We start from the raw sequence: 19,681 nt of genomic DNA, 5'->3' as shown, positions 1-19,681 counted from the left end.
TGAGGGTTCAGGACCATGAAGCCGGTCAGCCGCACCTAATAATCTTTGGCTGGTCTGGCAGTATGCCAAGTCGATGCTTCTCGTCGACTGGAGGGCCATGCGGCATAATCCTGATCCCGGCATAATATGCCCTCACCTGCTCCCGACCGCGCCTCGATGCCTTCGGTGGCGGCGCGCATGTCATCGATCTCGGCGCACGCAAATCCGTCGGCTGGACCAGCAGCCAGGAATGGCTGGCCGCTGCGCTGAGCGGGGAGGACGTCGATGCCTTCTGTAATGGGGCCTCTTCGGTCAATAGGTAATTTGCAAACGAACACACACCCGAACCTAAGCGTTTCGAGCGCATGTAGACTTGAATGGTCAGATATTGGCTGACACCCCCCTTCCGGCGTGTCCGACACCATTCCATCGGTTGCTTTCCTACACCGGTTCGCGCTTCTGTCCGTGGTCGACGCAGTGGTCGCCAACTTGATGCTGGTTCGTTGCGGTTTCCGCGCGCCTATCTGAAATACGTGCTCGGAGCAGAAGCTCCGGCGACAAGGCATCGAGCGGCGTCTTCGGAAACCGCGTCCTGGTGAGGACCTCGATGGCCGGTTCTCAGGACGGCCGGATTGTTTCTTTCATTTCGCGGCGGCTAGGCTGGCTTGCATTAAACCTGCCTAGCAGCTTGGAATTCGGTATTGTCGACCCACATCCGATGCAGAATTACACCCATCCTACGTGCCAGAGCGACCGCCGCCCGTTTCGCCCCACGCCGACGAACGACCCGCTCCGCCCAGGCGCGCAACCAAGTCTGCTTCTTGGAGCGGTGGATCACCACCGTGGCAGCTTGATAGAGCGCGGTCCTCATGTCTAGGTCGCCAGCTTTGGTGACACCGCCGATGATATCCGTCTCTCCGGATTGGTAGCGACGAGGTGTCAATCCGATTGATGGGCCAACATCTTTCGACCGCCGAAACCTGCCGGGGTCATCGATGGTTGACCGGACTGTCAATGCGACGACCGGACCAATACCGGGCATCGTCATCATCAAGCGGCAAACCGGATCCTCGCGCGTGATGTCCCGTGCCATACGTTCTAGGCGCACAAGCTCGCTGCGCAACGCAGCCCGAGCCCTGAGCATCGGTTCGATTGAAAGCTGGATGAGCTTGTTGCCTTCGGTCAATTCGCGAACCCGGTCTTCAAAGCTGACTTTGCCGATCCGACCAAGTCGAAGTCCGAAATTGCGCAGCATGCCCCGAATAGACATCTCGATGTTGATAGCGGCGTCTTGCACGGATCGGCGCGCACCGAGAAGCACCCTCAGCTCCTGTGCGGAAAGCGACTTGCAATGGACCGGCCGGAACCAGCCCATTTGCAGCAAACGTGCCAGGCCAGCAGCATCGCGGCGATCGGTCTTTACCGGCGCCGCATTCAAGGCGGCTTTCACCTGCCGTGTCTCCATGAGCACCACTGGCAGTCCAAGGTCGGTCAAAGACTTATGAAGCCACTGGGACAAGGGCCCGGCTTCGATACCGATCGCCTCTACCACTCCCGGAATGCCCTTGATGCAGGCGTCCAATGCTCCGGGGTCACTTGCGACTTTCGTTTCCTTCACAAGCTTGCCGTGTTCGTCCACGGCGCAAACCGCACAATTCTCGAGAGATACGTCGATGCCAACGAAAACGCCCATAGGTCACTCCCCTCTTGATCAAAACGACAGGCAGCTTGAATCAAGCGACGAAGTGCCCGAGTTTCCTAGCGGGAAAAGTTCGAAAGCAGCTTCAGCGCCGGGCGCCCGCCCCATTACGGCATCTGAGATCATCTGCACCACTGTCTACCAGTTCCCCGAACTCTCGGATGCCGCCAAGGAAAAGGCGCGGAGCTGGTATCGCGAGCTTGGCCCCCACGACGATTGGTGGGACGCGGTCTATGACGATTTCCAGCGGGTTTGCGAAATCCTCGGCATCCGCCTGAAGACTACACCCGTCCGCCTTATGGGCGGCGGGACGCGGGCCAAGCCCTGCATCTGGTTCTCCGGCTTCTGGAGCCAGGGCGACGGTGCTTGCTTCGAGGGCTACTGGTCTCACGCCAAGGGCGCGGCCGCGCGCATTCGGGACTACGCCCCGACCGATGCGACGCTCCATGGCATCGCCGACCGGCTGCAGGCCATCCAGCGGCGGAATTTCTACCAGCTTGCCGCTGAGGTCAGCCATCGGGGCCGCTACTACCACGAATACACCATGTCGGTGGACGCCACGCGCGACAGCCCGACCTGGCAGCCGCCGACCGAGGACGCCGAGGAGACGGTGACCGAGGCGCTGCGTGATCTGGCACGATGGCTCTACCGCCAACTTGAGGCTGAATACGACCACCTCACCTCGGACGAGGCCATCGAGGAGGGGATCATCGTCAATGAGTACACCTTCACCGAAGCCGGGCGGCGGTTCGGGTGAGGCGCACCCTTCGAAGAACTTTCCAAACCGCATACTTGAAACGTACGTCGATCTGGCGTACATATCGACAAGACATTACAGGAGGCGACCATGCTCGGTTTCCACGATACCACGCGCGCAATCGACGAGCGCAACGAGGCCCGGATGAATTTCCGGACGAAGCCGCGCATCAAGACTGCCATCCAACAGGCGGCGGCCCTGTCCGGTGTCGACGATTCCGTCTTCACGATGAATGCCGCTTACCAGGCCGCACTTGCAACGATCGCAGCGCATGAACGCACCGTGCTGCAGCCGGTCGATCATGAGGCGTTCTTCGCGGCGCTCGATGCACCAGCTGCGCCGACCGATGCCCTGCGCGCGGCCTTCCGTCGACACAGCGACACGGTTGTGTCGAAGTAAATGGCCACGTCACAACCGGCCGCCTACACCATCGAGCCGTTCGATCCTTCGAAGCATGATCGGGCGGCTTTTTCTTGCGGGGTCGAGCAAGTCGACAAATATTTCCAGAAGACCGCGAACAAGCTCGCCAAGGCGGACAATGTCCGCCTCTATGTGATGGTCGACCCTGACGGGACGGTTATCGGCTTCTATGCCCTGAACGCGCACGCCGTTCAGTTCACGGATCTGCCTGCGAAGTTCGCGCGGACCCGGCCTTCGCATGGCAACATTCCTGCCGCCTATATCTCGATGATCGGGCGGGATCGGAAGTTCAGCGGTGCCGGGTTTGGCGGCGATCTTTTGGTCGACGCCCTACGGCGCATTGCCGTTGCGGCCGACGCCATTGGCGTCGCCGTCGTCATGCTCGATGTGCTCGACTGCGGCGATCCAGACCGCGTTGCGCGCCGCAAGGCGCTTTACGAGAGCTACGGGTTTGAGCCGTTGCCTTCGAACCTGCTCAGAATGTTCCTGTCCGTCAGCACAGTTCGCAAGCTGATCGCTGAAGAGGACGACATGCAGAAAAAAGATGCCGCACTCGCGGATCTGGCGCGGCTCGGACAGGAGTTTGACCGAGGTTGAAGTCCTGAAGGTCGCACCTGCCAACCTATAGGTTGGCAATTGAGCTTCGGTTGCCAAGCCATGGTATGGCAGACGCTCCGGAGGGCCGGAGCCAGCCGGTGTCGGGATCACTTGTTCCCGTCGATCCACTTCGACATGAGCCCCTTGTCGCGGAAGCATTCCTCCGGGACGGCGCGCCGTTTGATCCGGGCGAGTTTCTCCGCGAAGGCCACCTGCTTCGACGTGGGCAGCCGGTCCATGTCAGATACCGGTTTCAGCTGGGCCTGCGCCTCGATCCAGCCGCTGAGCGACCGGCGGTCCTGCTGAACTTCCCAGGGCAGGAGGGTCTGGTTGCGCAGGGCGAGCGTCCGCGCATAGGCGATCTGCTTGGGCGTCGCGGGCAAGGCGTATGTGGTGCTGTCCATCGGGAAACTCCCTTTTTGGCTTGGTGTTCAATATAGAACATTACAGGAACAAAATCAAGCCAAGCGTCCGCAACGCACCGGTTCGAGAGGGAGAGAGGGGCCGGGGAGGATCAGGCCTGAGGGTGCCCGAGAGAGGGTGTCCGGGGCTGATCCTGTCCCTCATTCCGGAGCTTCCCGATGACCTATCTCGCGCCCGTTGTGCTTCCCGTCCCTGTCCCGTCCGTTGATCCCGCGCCCGCGATCCTCACAGTGGCCGAGGCGCTGCAGCCCGACCTCGCGCAGGGGTTCCAGATCGACGCGCTGCGTCTGCGCCTCGAAATGGAGCGCGCCTTTGGCGGTTCCGATGCCGATGGCGCTTGGGACTGGAAGCTCGCTTATGAGGCGGGCGAGGTGGCGCTGGTCCTCTTCCTGCGGAAGTTCGGCCGTGCGCTGCTCGCCCGTTCCGGCTCGCCCGCTGCCCTGCTGCCGATCCTCGCCAAAGTGGCGGGCCTCTTGCCCACGCACACCCGGCGATCGGAGGAAATGGAGCGCTTCCAGCAATTCTCGACGCCGCTGCCCATGGGACTGGCTGCAATGGCGGCAGCGCAGATCACGCCCCGTGACCTCGTCCTCGAGCCTTCGGCCGGGACCGGGCTTTTGGCGATCCTCGCGGAGATCGCGGGAGGCAGTCTCGCGCTGAACGAACTCGCCGAGACCCGCGCCGACCTTCTGCGTCACCTTTTCCCGGGGCGTCCCGTCACTACCTTCGACGCCGCGCAAATCGACGACCATTTGGACGCGGGCGTTCGTCCGAGCGTCATCCTGATGAACCCGCCATTCTCTGCCGTGGCCAATGTCGATGGTCGGACGACCGAGGCGACAGCGCGCCATCTGCGCTCGGCGCTTGCCCGGCTGGCCCCCGGTGGTCGGCTGGTCGCTATCACAGGGGCCGGTTTCGCACCGGATGCGCCCGCCTGGGCCGAGACGTTCAGCCGTCTCACCGAGCGCGCGCATCTGGTCTTCACCGGCGCTGTGTCGGGTGCGGCCTATGCCAAACACGGCACCAGCTTCGAGACGCGGATTTCGGTCTTCGACAAATGTCGTGGTGGCGAGGCGGGCGGCATCACCGCCGATCTGGCTCGGCCGATGTCCGTCGATGCGCCGCAGCTCCTCGCCCGGATCGTAGCAGAGGTCCCGCCACGCCTCGAGATGGATGCGGGCGCAGTCGCGTGCTCCCCGACCACTTCCCCTTTCCGGGGAATTCCCGGCCGTTCCTCCGGCCTCACCGCTCGACCCTTGGGGTCGACGGCAGCGGCCAAGATGGATGTGCATGTCACCACGCCGGATGCCGAAGACCTCGGCTACACCCTGCGCGAGACGGAGGACGACCTCGGCTCCGCGCGCATTTCAGACGCGATCTACGAGACCTTCCGCATGCAGGCCATCGACATCCCCGGCGCGGAAGCGCATCCGACCAAGCTGGTGCAGTCGGCGGCTATGGCGTCCGTTGCGCCCCCCAAACCCTCCTATCGTCCCAAACTGCCCGCCGCCGTGCTACGCGACGGCATGCTGTCCGACGCGCAGCTTGAGACCGTCATCTACGCGGGCGAGGCGCATTCCGCGTATCTCGCGGGGTCTTGGACCGTCGATGTGACCGGCGACATAGTCTCCGCTGCGCCCGACGAGGCCGCGGACGCTGTCCGCTTTCGCCGCGGCTTCTTCCTTGGCGACGGCACCGGGGCGGGCAAGGGCCGCCAGTCGGCCGGGATCCTGCTCGACAACTGGTGCCAGGGCCGTCGCAAGGCGCTCTGGATCTCGAAGAGCGACAAGCTTCTCGAGGACGCGCAGCGCGACTGGTCTGCGCTCGGCCGAGAGCGGTTGCTCGTCACGCCCCTGTCGCGCTTCGCCCAAGGCCGCGACATCCCGCTTTCTGAGGGCATCCTCTTCACCACCTACGCCACCCTGCGCTCCGAAGAGCGCGGGGCCAAGAAATCCCGCGTCGACCAGATCGTCGACTGGCTGGGCGCAGATTTCGACGGGGTGATCCTGTTCGATGAAAGCCATGCCATGGCCAATGCCGCCGGATCCAAGGGCGAGCGTGGCGACACGGAAGCTTCGCAGCAGGGCAGGGCGGGACTGCGCCTGCAGCACAAGCTGCCCAATGCCCGCGTGGTCTATGTCTCGGCCACGGGAGCCACGACGGTCCACAATCTCGCCTATGCGCAGCGGCTCGGCCTCTGGGGCGGCGAAGATTTCCCCTTCGCAACCCGTGCCGAGTTTGTGCAGGCCATCGAGGCCGGCGGAGTCGCCGCGATGGAGGTCCTTGCCCGCGACCTGCGGTCCTTGGGCCTCTATACCGCCCGCTCGCTCTCCTACGACGGCGTCGAATACGAAATGCTGGAGCATGCGCTCAGCCCCGAGCAGCGCGGCATCTACGATGCCTATGCCGGGGCCTTCGCCATCATCCACAACAACCTCGCCGCTGCGATGGAGGCGGCCAATATCACGGGTGAGACTGGCACGCTGAACCGGCAGGCCAAATCCGCAGCGCGCTCGGCCTTCGAGTCGGCCAAGCAGCGCTTCTTCGGCCATCTGCTGACCTCGATGAAAACCCCCACCCTGATAGCGGCCATTGAGGCCGATCTCGCCGCGGGCCATGCGGCCGTCATTCAGATCGTCTCGACGGGCGAGGCGCTGATGGAGCGCCGCCTGTCGGAGATTCCAACCGAGGAGTGGAACGACATCCGCGTCGACATCACCCCGCGGGAATACGTCCTGGACTATCTCGCCCATTCCTTCCCGGTGCAGCTCTACGAGCCCTTCACCGACAGCGAGGGCAACCTGTCCTCGCGGCCCGTGGTACGCGACGGCCAACCAGTCGAGTGCCGCGAGGCCGCCCGCAGGCGTGATGCGCTGATTGAGAAGCTGGCCTCTCTGCCGCCCGTTCCGGGGGCGCTCGATCAGATCGTCCAGCGCTTCGGTACCGACCTCGTGGCCGAAGTTACGGGCCGGTCGCGCAGGATTGTCAGGAAGGGCGAGGGCGCTGCCGCGTGCCTCGTCGTGGAAAGCCGGGCTGGCTCGGCCAACCTCGCGGAAACCTCCGCCTTCATGGATGATCAGAAGCGCATCCTGATCTTCTCGGATGCCGGCGGCACGGGTCGGAGCTACCATGCCGATCTTGGGGCAAAGAACCAGCGTTTGCGGGTGCATTACCTCTTGGAACCGGGCTGGAAGGCGGACGCGGCCATCCAGGGCCTCGGCCGAACCAACCGCACCAATCAGGCGCAGCCGCCGCTCTTTCGGCCGGTGGCGACGGATGTGAAGGCAGAGAAGCGGTTCCTTTCGACCATCGCGCGCCGCCTCGACACGCTGGGGGCCATCACGCGGGGCCAGCGCCAGACCGGCGGACAGGGGCTGTTCCGCCCCGAGGACAACCTCGAGTCGCCTTACGCTCGCGATGCCCTGCGCCAACTCTACCGCCGCATCTATCGCGGCGATGTGGCTGGCTGCTCGCTCGGGGCTTTCGAGGATGCCACCGGTCTGAGCCTGACCGATGACAACGGTCTGAAGGACGACCTGCCGCCGATCACGACCTTCCTCAATCGCCTGCTCGCGCTGACGATCGACATGCAGGCCGTGCTGTTCTCGGCCTTCGAGGAATTGCTCGACCAGAGGATCGAGGGTGCTATCGCCGCCGGGGTCTATGACCTCGGGCTAGAGACGTTGCGCGCAGAAAGCTTCCGCGTCACGGATGCGCGGGTGATCTACACGCATCCCGGCTCCAGCGCAGAAACCCAGCTTCTGACCATCGCGGAAAAGCGGCGCAACGCACCGACCTCGCTCGCGGATGCGCTCGACTGGCTGGATGACCCCAAGGCGCGGCTTTTGGTCAACAGCCGCTCAGGTCGGGCCGCAGTGCAGGTGCCCGCCACCAGCCTGATGCTGGATGACGGCACTATCGAGCCCCGCCTTCGTCTGATCCGGCCAACGGAGGCCAGCACGGTGCCGGCTAGGATGATGGAGGACACCCATTGGCTCGAGGCCGACCGCGCGGCCTTCGCCACCGCCTGGACCGCGGAACTGGCCGAGGTGCCGGAGTTCAGCGAGTCCACCCTGCATATCGTGGCGGGGCTCTTGCTGCCGATCTGGAAGCAGCTTCCCCAGGACGAAACCCGCGTCTACCGGCTGCAAACCGACGATGGCCAGCGCATCATCGGCCGCCGGGTTTCCCCGGCATGGGTCGCGACCACGCTCGCAAGCGACGCGCCGCAACTGACTGCGGCGCAAGCTCATGCCCTCGTTCTCGAGGGCAAGACCGTCGTGCGATTGGCCGAAGGGATGGAGTTGCATCGATCACGAGTCATGGGCGTGAACCGGATCGAACTGTCCGGGTTCACCGAAGCCCAGAAGGACCGGCTCAAGGCCGATGGCTTCTTCTCGGAGATCATCAGTTGGAAGCTGCGTCTGTTCGCCCCCACGGACGCAAGCGGGGTCAAAGTGCTGGATCGTCTGCTTGCACGTTGTCCTGTGACGGGCCTACATGCACGCGGTGGTTGTTGAGCCATGTATTCCGAGACCGAAGATGTGATCCGCGCTTTGGCAGAGAATGCAGAGAGCGTCTGTCGCGCCTACCTTCCCGCTGGACGGCGGGAAGGCTCCTACTGGATCGTGGGCGACCTGCAGAACAACCCTGGCCGCTCGCTCTTCGTGCGCCTGACCGGGCCTGCTTCCGGGCCAGGCGCGGCCGGCAAGTTCACGGACGGCTCCACGGGCGAGCATGGCGATCTTCTCGACATCATCCGCGAGAGGACTGGGATCTCCCGCTTTCCCGATCTTCTGGCCGAGGCACGGGCGCATCTGGGCCGTCCGCAGCCGGTACTCCCGGATGCGCTAGTGCCAAGAAAGTCCAAGGCCCCCGGTGGCACGCCGGCGGCAGCGGCGCGGCTGTTCGCAGCCTCGGTGCCGGTCGCAGGTACACTCGCCGACACCTACCTCGGCTCCCGGGGCATCACCCAAGGCAGCATGATGAGCGCCCTGCGCTTCCACCCTAAGTGCTGGCATCGGGATGAGGGTCAGACCCGAAGCATCGCTAGACCGGCGCTGATCGCGGCGGTTACCGATGGGGCAGGGGCCGTGCAGGGTGTGCATCGCACCTGGCTGGCACCTGACGGACAGGGGAAGGCGGCTGTCGAGACGCAGCGGCGTGCCATGGGTCACCTCCTCGGCAATGCCGTCAGGCTGTCCCCACATGACGAAATCCTTGTCGTCGGTGAAGGCATCGAGACCATGCTGTCCTTGGTTGAGGCAGTGCCCGGCCTTCCCGTCTGGGCTGCACTCTCATCAGGTCACCTGGGAGCCGTCCTCCTGCCGGAGAGCTTGCAGCGCCTCTACATTGCCATCGACCGCGATCCCGCCGGGCAACGCGCGGCAGAGAGGTTGAGCGCCAGAGCAACCGAGGTCGGGATTGCCGTTCGGGTGGTGGAGCCGCGGCTCGGGGATTTCAACGATGATCTCCGAGCGAACGGCAAGAAGGCGCTGCGCCAGCATCTGGCAGGGCAGATCGGGCCCGAGGATTGGCATCGCCTGACAGGCTGAGCAGCGTCGCGCAGGGGGCGGTCACGGGACAGCGGGGCAGGGGTCACGGATCCCTGTCATGGCTGTGTACCGTTGCTTTGCCTCTTCCCGGGCAATCTCATCCACCCGTCACCCACACGGCCTTCAAGAGATGGGCAGGCGGCCGTCAAAGGTGCCGCCCCTTCAAGGACGGGGGGCGACTGATTTCCGCCGGCGGGGACGAGCCCCGCCTTTGCATCGCGAGAGCCAAATCAGCCGCCCCCCGTCCTCCTCCACATGCGTTCCGGCCCCGAAAGGGGGTGAAGGGGCGTCCCCTCCCACGGCTTTTGCAGCCCATGAAGGCTGCGCGGGATGACGCGCGGACGAGTTGATGCCCGGAGGCAAGAAACCAATGACGATCCACACCCACGACGACGCGTATGAACCCGTCCACACTGCATCCCAGACCGCCCATGCGCTCGACGAGCTGCAGCTCTATGGCTACCGCCCCTTTGACGAGCCCGATCCGCGCCCGATGCCCGATGGGCAGCGCCTTGCGGTCGCCGTCGCCGACATCTTCGACGCCCTCGTCGCGACCCTGGAAGACACCCGCATGGAACCCGACCTCGAAGAGGTGCTCTGGGGCCAGGTTAACCTCTTCCACCGCGCCACGGCCCGGATCGAACGGTCGCTCGATGAGAACGAACAGGCGCAGCGCCGCCTCCAGCGCGAGCAGGACGGCTCCGAGGTGAAGGCGAACGAGCTCGAGCGCCTGACGGCCGAAGGCCTGACGCTGATCGAACGGCGGAACTGCATGGACATGATGCGCGATCACGCTGCCACCGAGTTCGTCCATCACACGGGATCGACTTGGCGCCCCCGCACTGGCTCGATGGTGAACCGCCAGCACATGACCGCCGCGCTGATCGACAGCCGCGACTTCCTGGCCGCCAAGCGCCGCGCGGAAACCGAGGTGATGCTGCCCGCAGGCCCCAAGGTCGCCCTCACCGGTGGGACCGACTTCAACGACCACCGCCTGATCTGGGGCAAGCTCGATCAGGTCCGGACCAAGCATCCCGACATGGTCCTCTTGCATGGTGGCAGCCCGAAGGGCGCGGAACTCATCGCCTCCAAATGGGCTGAGGCTAGGGGCGTGACGCAGGTCGCTTTCAAGCCTGACTGGACCAAGCACGCCAAGGCCGCGCCCTTCAAGCGCAACGACGCCATGCTGGATGTGCTGCCCGTGGGCGTCCTCGTCTTCCCAGGCAATGGCATCCAGGAGAACCTTGCCGACAAGGCTAAGAAGCTGGGTATCCCGGTCATGAAGTTCGAGAAGGGGGCGTGAGCCCCCTTCACTCATCGGGCGGATTGCGCCTCAGGCACGTGTCTGGACTTGACGCAAAAGGACCTATCCCCCATTTTGGCCGTGGCCTTCAGCACAGGCCTGTGTGTCCGCCATGCAAAGCTCAGCAGTGCTTCATCCACATCACCCCGTTCCTTTTCGAACGGGTCTGATTAGTAGCGGGCACCTAGTCGGATCCGGGAATTGGAATGGATCATGACTTCTCACGACTACCTCAAGGATCTAAAGCGCATCTCAAAGGCCTGTGCACGGGCAAGTGGTGCGGAACTTCATAAGGTGCAAAAGCGTGCCGCACAGGCAATTGGTTTTGCACATTGGCACGCGCTCGCCAGCAAGGCGAAGTTGGGCTGGCAGCCGACAGCTCAGGACATTGCTAAGGTTGAAGAGATTCTGCGCGGCGATGAAAGCTACCCCGACGAAGGGTTCATCGGGCAGCACCCCTATAAACTTGACGATGTCCTGCGGGATACAAGAATGAGGGGGCGTGGCTGGTGTATCTACATCCGAGAAGCGCCCTCCAGCAAACCGCAGTTGTTGATCACCGATCGGCGCTTTAAGAATAACCCGATCCAAGACCCGGCCTTTGTAGCCAAGGCGCTTCCCATCGCCGAATGGAAAGCAAGGCAGGTTCGAGCGGAAATCGCGCGTGACTGGCCGAGAAACTCGACGAAGCCGGACGCTGACGGTCGTGCGATGCACCCGCTCAATCATGAACGGTCTGACAAATGGTACTGCCTGCATTGCGATGGCGAGTCTTCTGGAGCCCAGATGGCCCAGAACTTGTGGCATTGCCCCTACTGCGGAGCCACGCCCCTCGACATGTTCAGTGAGCCGTTCCCCACGTCGGAACGGCCTGAAACGGAAAACGCCCCAGCCTGATTTTTCCATCGGCCAAAGTGACTGGCATCCGTTGGAATGCGGGTGCCAGACCTTGCGCCGCGGCGTTTCCAGGTTTGGCGATCGGTGGACGTAACCGCATCTAGAGGTTCAGAAGACCATGCAAAGCCCAGTTCAAAAAACCAGAGCAGAGATACACGCGCTCATTCAATCCCTTGCCCCGGCGTCTATCGCCTTGGTCGCTACGTCCCGTGACCTTGTGGCCATCGTCGACAAGCGCTTCGACTGGCGGGTACGGGCCCATCGTTGGTACGCGGTGATTTCTCGCGGCGATCACATCCATGCTGTCGCGGACATCGATGGTCGCCGAATTTCCCTGCAGCGGTACGTCATGAAGCTTCAGTGTCCGGATCGCAGCTATGACGACCTCAAGCAGATCTCGTTCGAGAACAAGATCACGTTCGACTGTCGTGTTTCGAACCTTGAACATCGGGTTGGTCGCCAAGCTGTCATGCGCAATCGGCGGTCAAAGCGGAACACCTCTTCCCAGTACAAAGGGGTGATCAAGGCGCTCGGTCCAGACGGTTCCCCACGCTGGCGCACACAGATCATGGCCGACCATGGTTCGATGGGCATCGGCGTCTATGAGGACGAAGACTGGGCTGCAACAGTCTACGATGCCGCCGCCTACCTTCTTTTCGAAGGGGAGGCGCTATACAATTTTCCTGGCCGGTCGCCCGATCAGGAGGCGCTTCTGATCGCGGCGACCAAGATCGCCCGATATCGTGCCAAGGCCAAACGTCAGAGGGGCGCAATGGCAGTGCAGCAAATCGAGATGGAGTAGGGGGGCGCTACCTGATACGGTGTGTGCGGCAATCCGGATCACTATATGTTTGATCAAGCTGTCCAGCTCGAAGTCTTTCCGACCGATCTTCATCTGAGACGGATTGATCCGGCCTGCAACATGCGTCGCTTCTACCGCTTAAGCGTTCAGCGAGACCTTTTTGGCGGCGCTTGCCTTATTCGTGAGTGGGGCCGGATCGGGTATCGCGGCCAGGTTTTGATCGAGACGCACGATGACGAAGGCAAGGCGATCACTGCACTCATGAAATTGGCGGCGATCAAGCGGAGGCGGGGTTATTGCCTTCCTCCCGCGCTGATCCCACCAGCAAGAAAGGTCTGAACCGACAACAGCGCCGGGGCACTGGTTTGGGTCAGCAATGCCTTGTTTTGACAGCCATTCCAGCTAGGGTTGCAAAAAAGCACGCCGGGGCAGTTCATGTTTGACCAGATCATTTCAAAGTACGGCGCGACCGCCAAGGCCAAGCTCTCGAGCCCTGCGATCACGGGCGCTCCGGAGGACAACATCCGTGCACCGCTTGAGGAACTGATCACAGCGCTCGCAGAAGCCGCTGGCCAGCAGCCCGGCTGGGTCACGCTTGTCGGCGAAAGCACCCTTTCGGCTTTGGGGACCAGACCTGATTATGCCGTCACCGTTCGCAACGCACTTACCGGCTTCATCGAACTAAAGGCCCCAGGCAAGGGGGCCGATCCGCGCAAGTTCACCGACCCGCATGACAAGCGTCAGTGGCAAAAGCTCAGGTCCCTGCCGAACCTCATTTACAGCGACGGGCAGTCCTTCAGCCTCTGGCAGAACGGCGCCCTCGTCGGCCAGATCATTCATCTCTCCGGTGATCTCGACACAGCGGGTGCCAAGCTTACCGCCCCCCAAACGCTCGTCACTCTCCTGACGGACTTTTTGAGCTGGAGCCCCATCCCGCCCGACAGCCCGCGCAAACTGGCCGAGGTTTCGGCGCGCCTCTGTCGTCTGTTGCGCGACGAGGTGCTGGAAGAACTGGAGAACGGCACCCAAAGCCTGACCGATCTTGCCACTGAATGGCGGGGGCTCCTCTTTCCGCAGGCCGATGACGCGCAGTTTGCCGATGGCTATGCGCAGGCCGTCACCTTTGGTCTGTTGATGGCGCGCGCACAGGATATCCCCTTGGACAAGGGGATCGCGCATGCCGCCCTCGCGCTGCGCGACACGAACACGCTGATCGGCACCGCGCTGCGCCTGCTGACGGACGATCCGCAGACGCAAAAGGCGCTGTCCACCGCAATCTCGACTCTGACCCGTGTGCTGCATGAGGTGCATTGGCCCACCCTCTCCAAGGGCAAGCCCGATGCCTGGCTCTACTTCTACGAAGACTTCCTCGAGGTCTACGACAACGCCCTGCGCAAGAAGACCGGCAGCTACTACACTCCGCCCGAGGTGGTGCAGGCCATGGTCCGCTTGACGGACGAAGCTTTGCGTGACCCCGCCCTGTTTGGCCGCCATGAGGGCCTCGCCGCCAAGGATGTCACCATCGCCGATCCGGCGACGGGCACCGGCACCTTCCTTCTCGGTGTGCTGCGCAAGATCGCCGAGACGGTGGCCGATGATCAGGGCGCAGGCGCTGTTGGCCCGGCCTTGGGCGCAGCCGCGCATCGGTTGATCGGGTTCGAATTACAGTTCGGCCCCTTTGCCGTGGCGCAGTTGCGGCTGATGGCGGAAATGCGTGCGCTGATGGGCGTCTCGGCCACCGGTGGCGGGTCAAGCGGCAACCTGCCGCAGCCGCGCCTGTTCGTGACCGACACACTTGGCGACCCGTATGCAGCGCAGACGCAGTTCTCGACCATGCTGGCCCCTATCGGCAATTCGCGGAAAGAGGCGAATGCCATCAAGCGGGACGAGCCGATCACCGTCGTCATCGGCAACCCGCCTTACAAGGAGAAGGCCAAGGGTCGCGGAGGATGGGTCGAAAGGGGCAGTGATGGCCGCGCCGCGCCGATGAAGCATTGGGACTTGCCGCTTGCTTGGGGCTTAGGCGCGCACGCAAAACATCTGAAGAACCTTTACGTGTTCTTCTGGCGTTGGGCATCATGGAAGGTTTTTGCGCCTGACCTGTTCGAGACGACCGGGCAAGCGTCCGATGATCGAGGCGGCATTGTCACGTACATAACCGTCTCGGGTTTCCTGAACGGCCCCGGGTTCGAGAAGATGCGGATGGAACTGCGCCGTGATTGTTCCGATATCTGGGTTATCGACTGCTCACCGGAAGGACATCAGCCCGAGGTTGCGACACGCATTTTTCAGGGTGTGCAGCATCCCGTTTGCATTGTGCTAGCGGCTCGCAAGATGGGCAAAGACCGCTCCACCCCTGCACGGGTGCATGTACGGAGGCTTGCTGCTGGTCCTCGTAAGGCCAAATTCGCCGAACTCGAAACTGTCACCCTTTCAAGCTTAGGTTGGGAGCTCGGACCAAGCGATTGGAGAGCACCGTTCCTGGCAGAAGCCAAAGCGGAATGGGCTGGATTTCCAGCAATCGAGAAACTGTTCGAGTATGATGGCTCAGGCGTGATGCCGGGACGGACTTGGGTAATTGCGCCAGACGTCCCAACGCTCAACGCACGTTGGGCCAGATTGGTAAGGGAGAAGATCCCTGAGGTGAAGGAAGCGCTCTTTTATCCGCACGAAGGTGGTGACAAGACGCTGAGCAAACCGGCGAAAATAGGTCTAGCCGGACACGAGTTTCGGTCATCACCGGTTGGTGTTGAAACAGGAAAACCTATTGCACCGACCCGTTATGCATTCCGATCGTTTGATCGGCAGTGGATTATCCCAGACAATCGTCTGCTTAATAGGCCCAATCCCGAACTTTGGAACAACTACTCGTCGCAGCAGTTTTTCTTCACTGCTTTGGAAAAAACGTCACCGAAATCTGGACCGGCCATCACGTTTACGTCCCTAATTCCAGACCATGACCACTACCGCGGCTCCTTTTCTGGTCGCACATTTCCGCTTTGGCGCGATGCGGCTTCATCTGTCCCGAATGTCAAGAAAGCGCTGCTTAGCAATCTGTCCATCACCTATGGCAAACCCGTCACCGCGCCCGACGTCATGGCCTATATAGCGGCGCTTCTGGCGCATCCCGCCTTCACGGCGCGCTTCAAGGAAGACCTGATCCGCCCCGGTTTGCGCGTGCCGGTTACCGCAGACGCCGCCCTTTTCGACCGGGCCGTCACCCTGGGGCGCGAAGTGATATGGCTGCACACCTATGGCGAACGCTTTGCCGACCCCGCGTCTGGCCGCCCCGCGGCGCCCCCTCGGATGCCCAAGGGGCAGGGGCCGACGATCCCGGTCGGCGGCACCATCCCCGGCGCGCCGAACCCCTTGCCCGACACGATGCACCACGACCCTTCGACGGGTCGGCTACATGTTGGGGAAGGGTTCATCGAAAACGTCTCAACCGCCGTGGCCGAGTATCAGGTTTCCGGCCGTAACGTCCTGCGCCAGTGGTTCAGCTATCGCAAGGCCGACCGCACCCGCCCGGTCATCGGCGACCGCCGGCCGCCATCAGCGCTGGACAAGATCCAGCCCGATCACTGGTTGCCCGAGTATACCGAAGACCTGCTGAACCTGTTGCACGTCCTTGGTCGATTGGTGGCATTAGAACCCGCACAGGCTACTCTTCTGGGCGAAATCTGCGCGGGCCCATTGCTCACCGAGGCATCGTTGGCTGGCGCGGGTGCCTTGGCATCGGCGCCGGTGGTCAAGGGCAAGAAGGCGAAGGCGGCGGCCCAACCCGGACTGTTCGACTGAACGAAGCGCAGCTATTCTCGTCGACGTGCGCGATATAGAGTGGAATCGAGAACACGCTCCACACCTGGCGTGCCCTGTGGAGAGGCTCCGCAGTCCGCGCTGAATTTTGCAACTGTCTGATCGACAAACAATGTGTATGCGTTGACCGCATGAACTAGTTCGGAAGTTCGGTCGCTAAGGATTACGAGAACGGCATGAACGTCTTCAAGCAGTGATCTTGGTCACAAAAGTATGGACAAACATGCGGAACAGTCGCGCGGGGACCTGTGCTCTCGCTTACAAAGATGGTCTCCTCCAGCTATCTTGGTTTCATGACCGAAAAAGCAGCCCTTCCGCGCACCAAGCTGTTCATTTCTAAGGCGACTCCTGGTGATGATGCCTTCGCAAGTTGGCTGGCACCTCGCCTCGAGGCCCATGGGTATGAGGTTTTCGCCGACATCCTCGACTTGTCTCCTGGGGACGGTTGGCGGTTGAAGATCACTCGGACTCTGCAAGACGAGGCGGTCAAGATGCTCCTTTGCTGCAGCGATGAGACGTTGGCTCGCGAAGGGGTCCTGGAGGAGATTGAGATTGCGAAGGACTTATCCCGCTCCCTAAACGATCCGCGGTTCATTGTTCCTCTCAAGATGCGGCGTTTCAAGAAGTTATTCGGGATTGGAAGTCTGCAATACATTGATTTTGAAAGAAATTGGGCTGGCGGTCTGACGAGGCTCCTTGAGTTTCTGGAAGAGGAGAACGTGCCCCGGTCGGAAGCCCGAGCCATTCAGCATGGGTGGGCGGCATACCGGCGGCGCCAATCGGTGGCGTTAAGGCGAGAGCCGGAGGTTCTTACCTCGAACTGGCTTCGTGTGCTGACGGTCCCCGACGAGATTTACCATGTTAGGCCGCTTCGAAGTCTGAGCGAGAAGCGGATCGCGGCCTTGGCGAAAGAGTCGCCTTTTCCAGTACTCGAGCATGCCGGCGGATATCTCTCCTTTGCGACAGCTTCAGACTTCGAGGCTGCATTCCCGGCAACCGGGCGCTTTGAAACTCTCTGGTCCGTCGCCTATACAGACTTCTGCGAGAACGGGCACCCAGCTTCGAGTCTTGGGTCGATTGATGCCCGTCGCCACCTCGTAAATCTCTTTCGGCTGGCTTGGGAAATGCAGTGTAGGAAGCAGGGCTTTCTTCAGCACACCTTTTCCAGTGGATTCGCGGCGATTGTAAGTGACGCCAAGATTGAGATTGGGAAGCGCATCCGTTGGGGGCGGCAAGGACAGCGACGCTCTTCCGTGCTCCGCAACATTGCACGCAAAAAGCTTTGGGAATTCGGTGTCACAGCCTATCCCAACCTCTTTCCATTCCCCCACTACCGCCTCAAAGCGCGTGTTCTCTTCTCCGAACTCAACGGAATGAAGAAGGGTACGGTCATCGACGATCCGCGCGCGCAGCACCGTTTGCGGCGAGGCGTCTGCAGTGCATGGCGCAACCGTGCCTGGCACGGGAGGTTGATGGCCATTTTGGAGTTGATGGCGGGCGAGAGTCCTTATGTGACCCTGCCGACCGGAGGTGGGTCATACATCGTCCTTGACGCCATGCCTATCCAAGTCACGGTACCCGTAACAGCTCGACAACTGCACGAATTGGGCGAAGACGCAGAGGAGAAGGACATCTCGACGCTCGACGGATTCTTCGGGGAGTACGAAGCATGACGGACTTGCCCGAGGTATCGTTGACAACGCTTTTCATCGATGAGCCAGACCTCGAGTTCGGCCACGGTCAGCGTCTCGACCATCCTAAGGACGGTCTTTTCCTTTATGGGCCAGCGGGCGTATCAGTCGCCGGTACAGTGGTACGCGTCGGCGTAGTCGGCACAGCAGCGGGGATCGAGGACTTGAAGTCGTGGCTCGCACGACTGAACGCCGGGATCTCGGTACCGGTGGCTGGTGAGCGCGAGAAGGCCGACCGCCCTCACCTTTCGGACTTTCCGGGCCTTCGCGAGGCCTTCGCGATTACAGTCGACGAGAAGGCACTAGTGACCTACAATCTCGATTTGGCAGATATCGAGCGCACGACTACAATCGCAAATCACCACGAAGCTGTGGCGAAAACTGCCGACCTATATGTCGATGCAGTGGTCCGACATCTCAGGAACGAGGAAGCGGCCGTCGACGTCTGGCTCATGGTCGTTCCGGAGATCGTCCATGAGCGATGCCGATCGACCGGAAGTGGGCGAAAATCCCAGCATCTTACCCCTGGCGAGTTCGCCAGGAAGACGAAGAGAAGGGAGATCCTGCCACTATTCGACGGCTTGCTCGACACTAGCGCAGAGGACATTTTCGACGACGTTCCTGACTTTCACCGCCAAATGAAGGCCAAGCTCCTAGTTCACGCACAGCCTTGCCAGATCATCCGCGAAACGACGATCGCTCCTGAGAAGCATCTCGACCGCATGGGGCGCCCTAAGAGGGGTACGCAGGACCAGGCAACGGTCGCCTGGAATCTTGCGACGGCGCTCTATTACAAGAGTCAGTCTAGGCCACCATGGAAGGTGGCGGGCATGCGCGAGGGAGTTTGCTACGTCGGATTCGTTTTCAAGCTGATTCCAAACCATCGCGACCACCATGCCTGCTGTGCTGCGCAAATGTTTCTGAGCGAGGGCGACGGGGTCGTGTTTCGTGGGGCAAACGGCCCCTGGTATACCGAGGGCAAGGAGTTCCACCTTTCAAAGGACGCCGCCCGCGGTCTCATTGAGCGGGTCATCGAGACGTACCGGACCAAGTTCGGTGCGGATCCGAAGGAGCTGTTCATTCACGGCAAGACGAAATTCAGCCCAGATGAATGGGACGCCTTCGCCGAGGCTGCGCCGTCGGGAACGACTATCACCGGTGTACGGATACGGCCTACTTCGGGGGACATGAAGCTATTCCGAGATGGTGACTACCCGTGTATTCGCGGGACTGCCGTTGTACTAGGTGAGCGGGACGCGTTTCTCTGGACATCGGGGTATACGCCGCGTCTCGACACCTACATGGGTCCTGAGACGCCCAACCCGATCTCGGTGACTATCCTGAGATCGACAGGCGACATACCTTCCATCGCGGTCGTTCTGTCGGACATTCTGAAACTCACAAAGATTAACTACAACTCGGCCGCGTTCGCCGATTCCCTCCCGGTTACGGTCCGGTTTGCCGACAAGGTCGGCGATGTGCTGGTCATGGGGAGTGCTCAGGATGCTGAAAGACAGCCGTTCAAGTTCTACATCTGAGCGCAAGCATCGCGGGGCAGTTCGAGCTATTTACCGCTCTGGTCTCGCTGACCTCTAACCGTTTCAGGCCATTTTTGTAGTAAGCTTGCGCCGAGGGCCGTCTGGTTGGTTTTGTGTTTTGCGTGTTAGCGGACGTCCTCATGGACGCACACGAAGACACCCCCCGCATTCAGGTTTTATCGGTTTCGGACACAGGCCGTCGTC

The 19,681-nt window shown here is 61.9% G+C and carries 14 protein-coding genes; 12 read left to right on the top strand and 2 right to left on the bottom strand.

Annotated features, from left to right (window positions below; genetic code table 11):
- Positions 1–649: 649 nt before the first annotated feature.
- Positions 650–1,672, bottom strand: coding sequence for an IS110 family RNA-guided transposase (locus tag FOA17_RS06530; protein WP_149140689.1), 1,023 nt, complete (start codon positions 1,670–1,672; stop codon positions 650–652).
- A gap of 112 nt (positions 1,673–1,784) precedes the next feature.
- Here FOA17_RS06530 and FOA17_RS06525 point away from each other — a divergent pair, with 112 nt between their 5' ends.
- From FOA17_RS06525 to FOA17_RS06515, 3 genes are all read left to right on the top strand, one after another.
- Positions 1,785–2,435, top strand: a complete 651-nt coding sequence (locus FOA17_RS06525) for an antitoxin of toxin-antitoxin stability system (RefSeq protein ID WP_149140690.1) — start codon at positions 1,785–1,787, stop codon at positions 2,433–2,435.
- Between the two features lie 90 nt (positions 2,436–2,525).
- Complete coding sequence (locus tag FOA17_RS06520) at positions 2,526–2,834, top strand: type II toxin-antitoxin system TacA family antitoxin (protein WP_101923207.1); 309 nt, start codon at positions 2,526–2,528, stop codon at positions 2,832–2,834.
- On the top strand, positions 2,835–3,452 hold the full coding sequence (locus FOA17_RS06515; protein WP_149140688.1) for a GNAT family N-acetyltransferase: 618 nt from the start codon (positions 2,835–2,837) through the stop codon (positions 3,450–3,452).
- Positions 3,453–3,559: 107 nt separating this feature from the next.
- On the opposite strand, the gene FOA17_RS06510 is transcribed toward FOA17_RS06515, so the two are convergent.
- Positions 3,560–3,856 (bottom strand): hypothetical protein, encoded by a 297-nt coding sequence (locus tag FOA17_RS06510; RefSeq protein ID WP_149140687.1) that lies wholly within the window; start codon positions 3,854–3,856, stop codon positions 3,560–3,562.
- A gap of 177 nt (positions 3,857–4,033) precedes the next feature.
- On the opposite strand from FOA17_RS06510, the gene FOA17_RS06505 reads away from it, so the two are divergent.
- The 9 genes from FOA17_RS06505 to FOA17_RS06465 all read left to right on the top strand — a co-directional run bounded on the left by FOA17_RS06505 (position 4,034) and on the right by FOA17_RS06465 (position 19,477).
- Positions 4,034–8,395 (top strand): bifunctional class I SAM-dependent methyltransferase/DEAD/DEAH box helicase, encoded by a 4,362-nt coding sequence (locus tag FOA17_RS06505; protein ID WP_149140686.1) that lies wholly within the window; start codon positions 4,034–4,036, stop codon positions 8,393–8,395.
- Between the two features lie 3 nt (positions 8,396–8,398).
- The gene (locus FOA17_RS06500) at positions 8,399–9,430 is read left to right on the top strand and encodes a DUF7146 domain-containing protein (protein WP_149140685.1); all 1,032 of its coding nucleotides are present in this window, start codon (positions 8,399–8,401) and stop codon (positions 9,428–9,430) included.
- 370 nt (positions 9,431–9,800) lie between these two features.
- A complete protein-coding gene (locus tag FOA17_RS06495; RefSeq protein ID WP_149140684.1) occupies positions 9,801–10,733 on the top strand; it encodes a DUF2493 domain-containing protein in 933 nt (310 codons plus the stop codon).
- Positions 10,734–10,946: 213 nt separating this feature from the next.
- A complete protein-coding gene (locus tag FOA17_RS06490; protein WP_149140683.1) occupies positions 10,947–11,630 on the top strand; it encodes a hypothetical protein in 684 nt (227 codons plus the stop codon).
- A 217-nt stretch (positions 11,631–11,847) separates the two neighbouring features.
- Positions 11,848–12,432 (top strand): hypothetical protein, encoded by a 585-nt coding sequence (locus FOA17_RS06485; protein ID WP_149140682.1) that lies wholly within the window; start codon positions 11,848–11,850, stop codon positions 12,430–12,432.
- A gap of 45 nt (positions 12,433–12,477) precedes the next feature.
- Positions 12,478–12,771 (top strand): WGR domain-containing protein, encoded by a 294-nt coding sequence (locus FOA17_RS06480; RefSeq protein WP_149140681.1) that lies wholly within the window; start codon positions 12,478–12,480, stop codon positions 12,769–12,771.
- Positions 12,772–12,867: 96 nt separating this feature from the next.
- The gene (locus FOA17_RS06475) at positions 12,868–16,230 is read left to right on the top strand and encodes a type ISP restriction/modification enzyme (RefSeq protein WP_149140680.1); all 3,363 of its coding nucleotides are present in this window, start codon (positions 12,868–12,870) and stop codon (positions 16,228–16,230) included.
- A gap of 311 nt (positions 16,231–16,541) precedes the next feature.
- Positions 16,542–17,921 carry a toll/interleukin-1 receptor domain-containing protein gene (locus tag FOA17_RS06470; RefSeq protein WP_162528185.1) on the top strand — a complete coding sequence of 460 codons (1,380 nt, stop codon included), beginning with the start codon at positions 16,542–16,544 and terminating at the stop codon, positions 17,919–17,921.
- Positions 17,918–19,477 (top strand): argonaute/piwi family protein, encoded by a 1,560-nt coding sequence (locus FOA17_RS06465; protein ID WP_149140678.1) that lies wholly within the window; start codon positions 17,918–17,920, stop codon positions 19,475–19,477. The genes FOA17_RS06470 and FOA17_RS06465 overlap by 4 nt, the downstream gene beginning before the upstream one ends.
- The last annotated feature ends 204 nt before the right edge of the window (positions 19,478–19,681 follow it).

It is taken from the genome of Gemmobacter caeruleus (assembly GCF_008271655.1).
GTDB lineage: Bacteria > Pseudomonadota > Alphaproteobacteria > Rhodobacterales > Rhodobacteraceae > Gemmobacter > Gemmobacter caeruleus.
The sequence above is the reverse complement of the archived record's forward strand: the minus strand, read 5'-3'. Positions and strand labels throughout refer to the sequence as shown.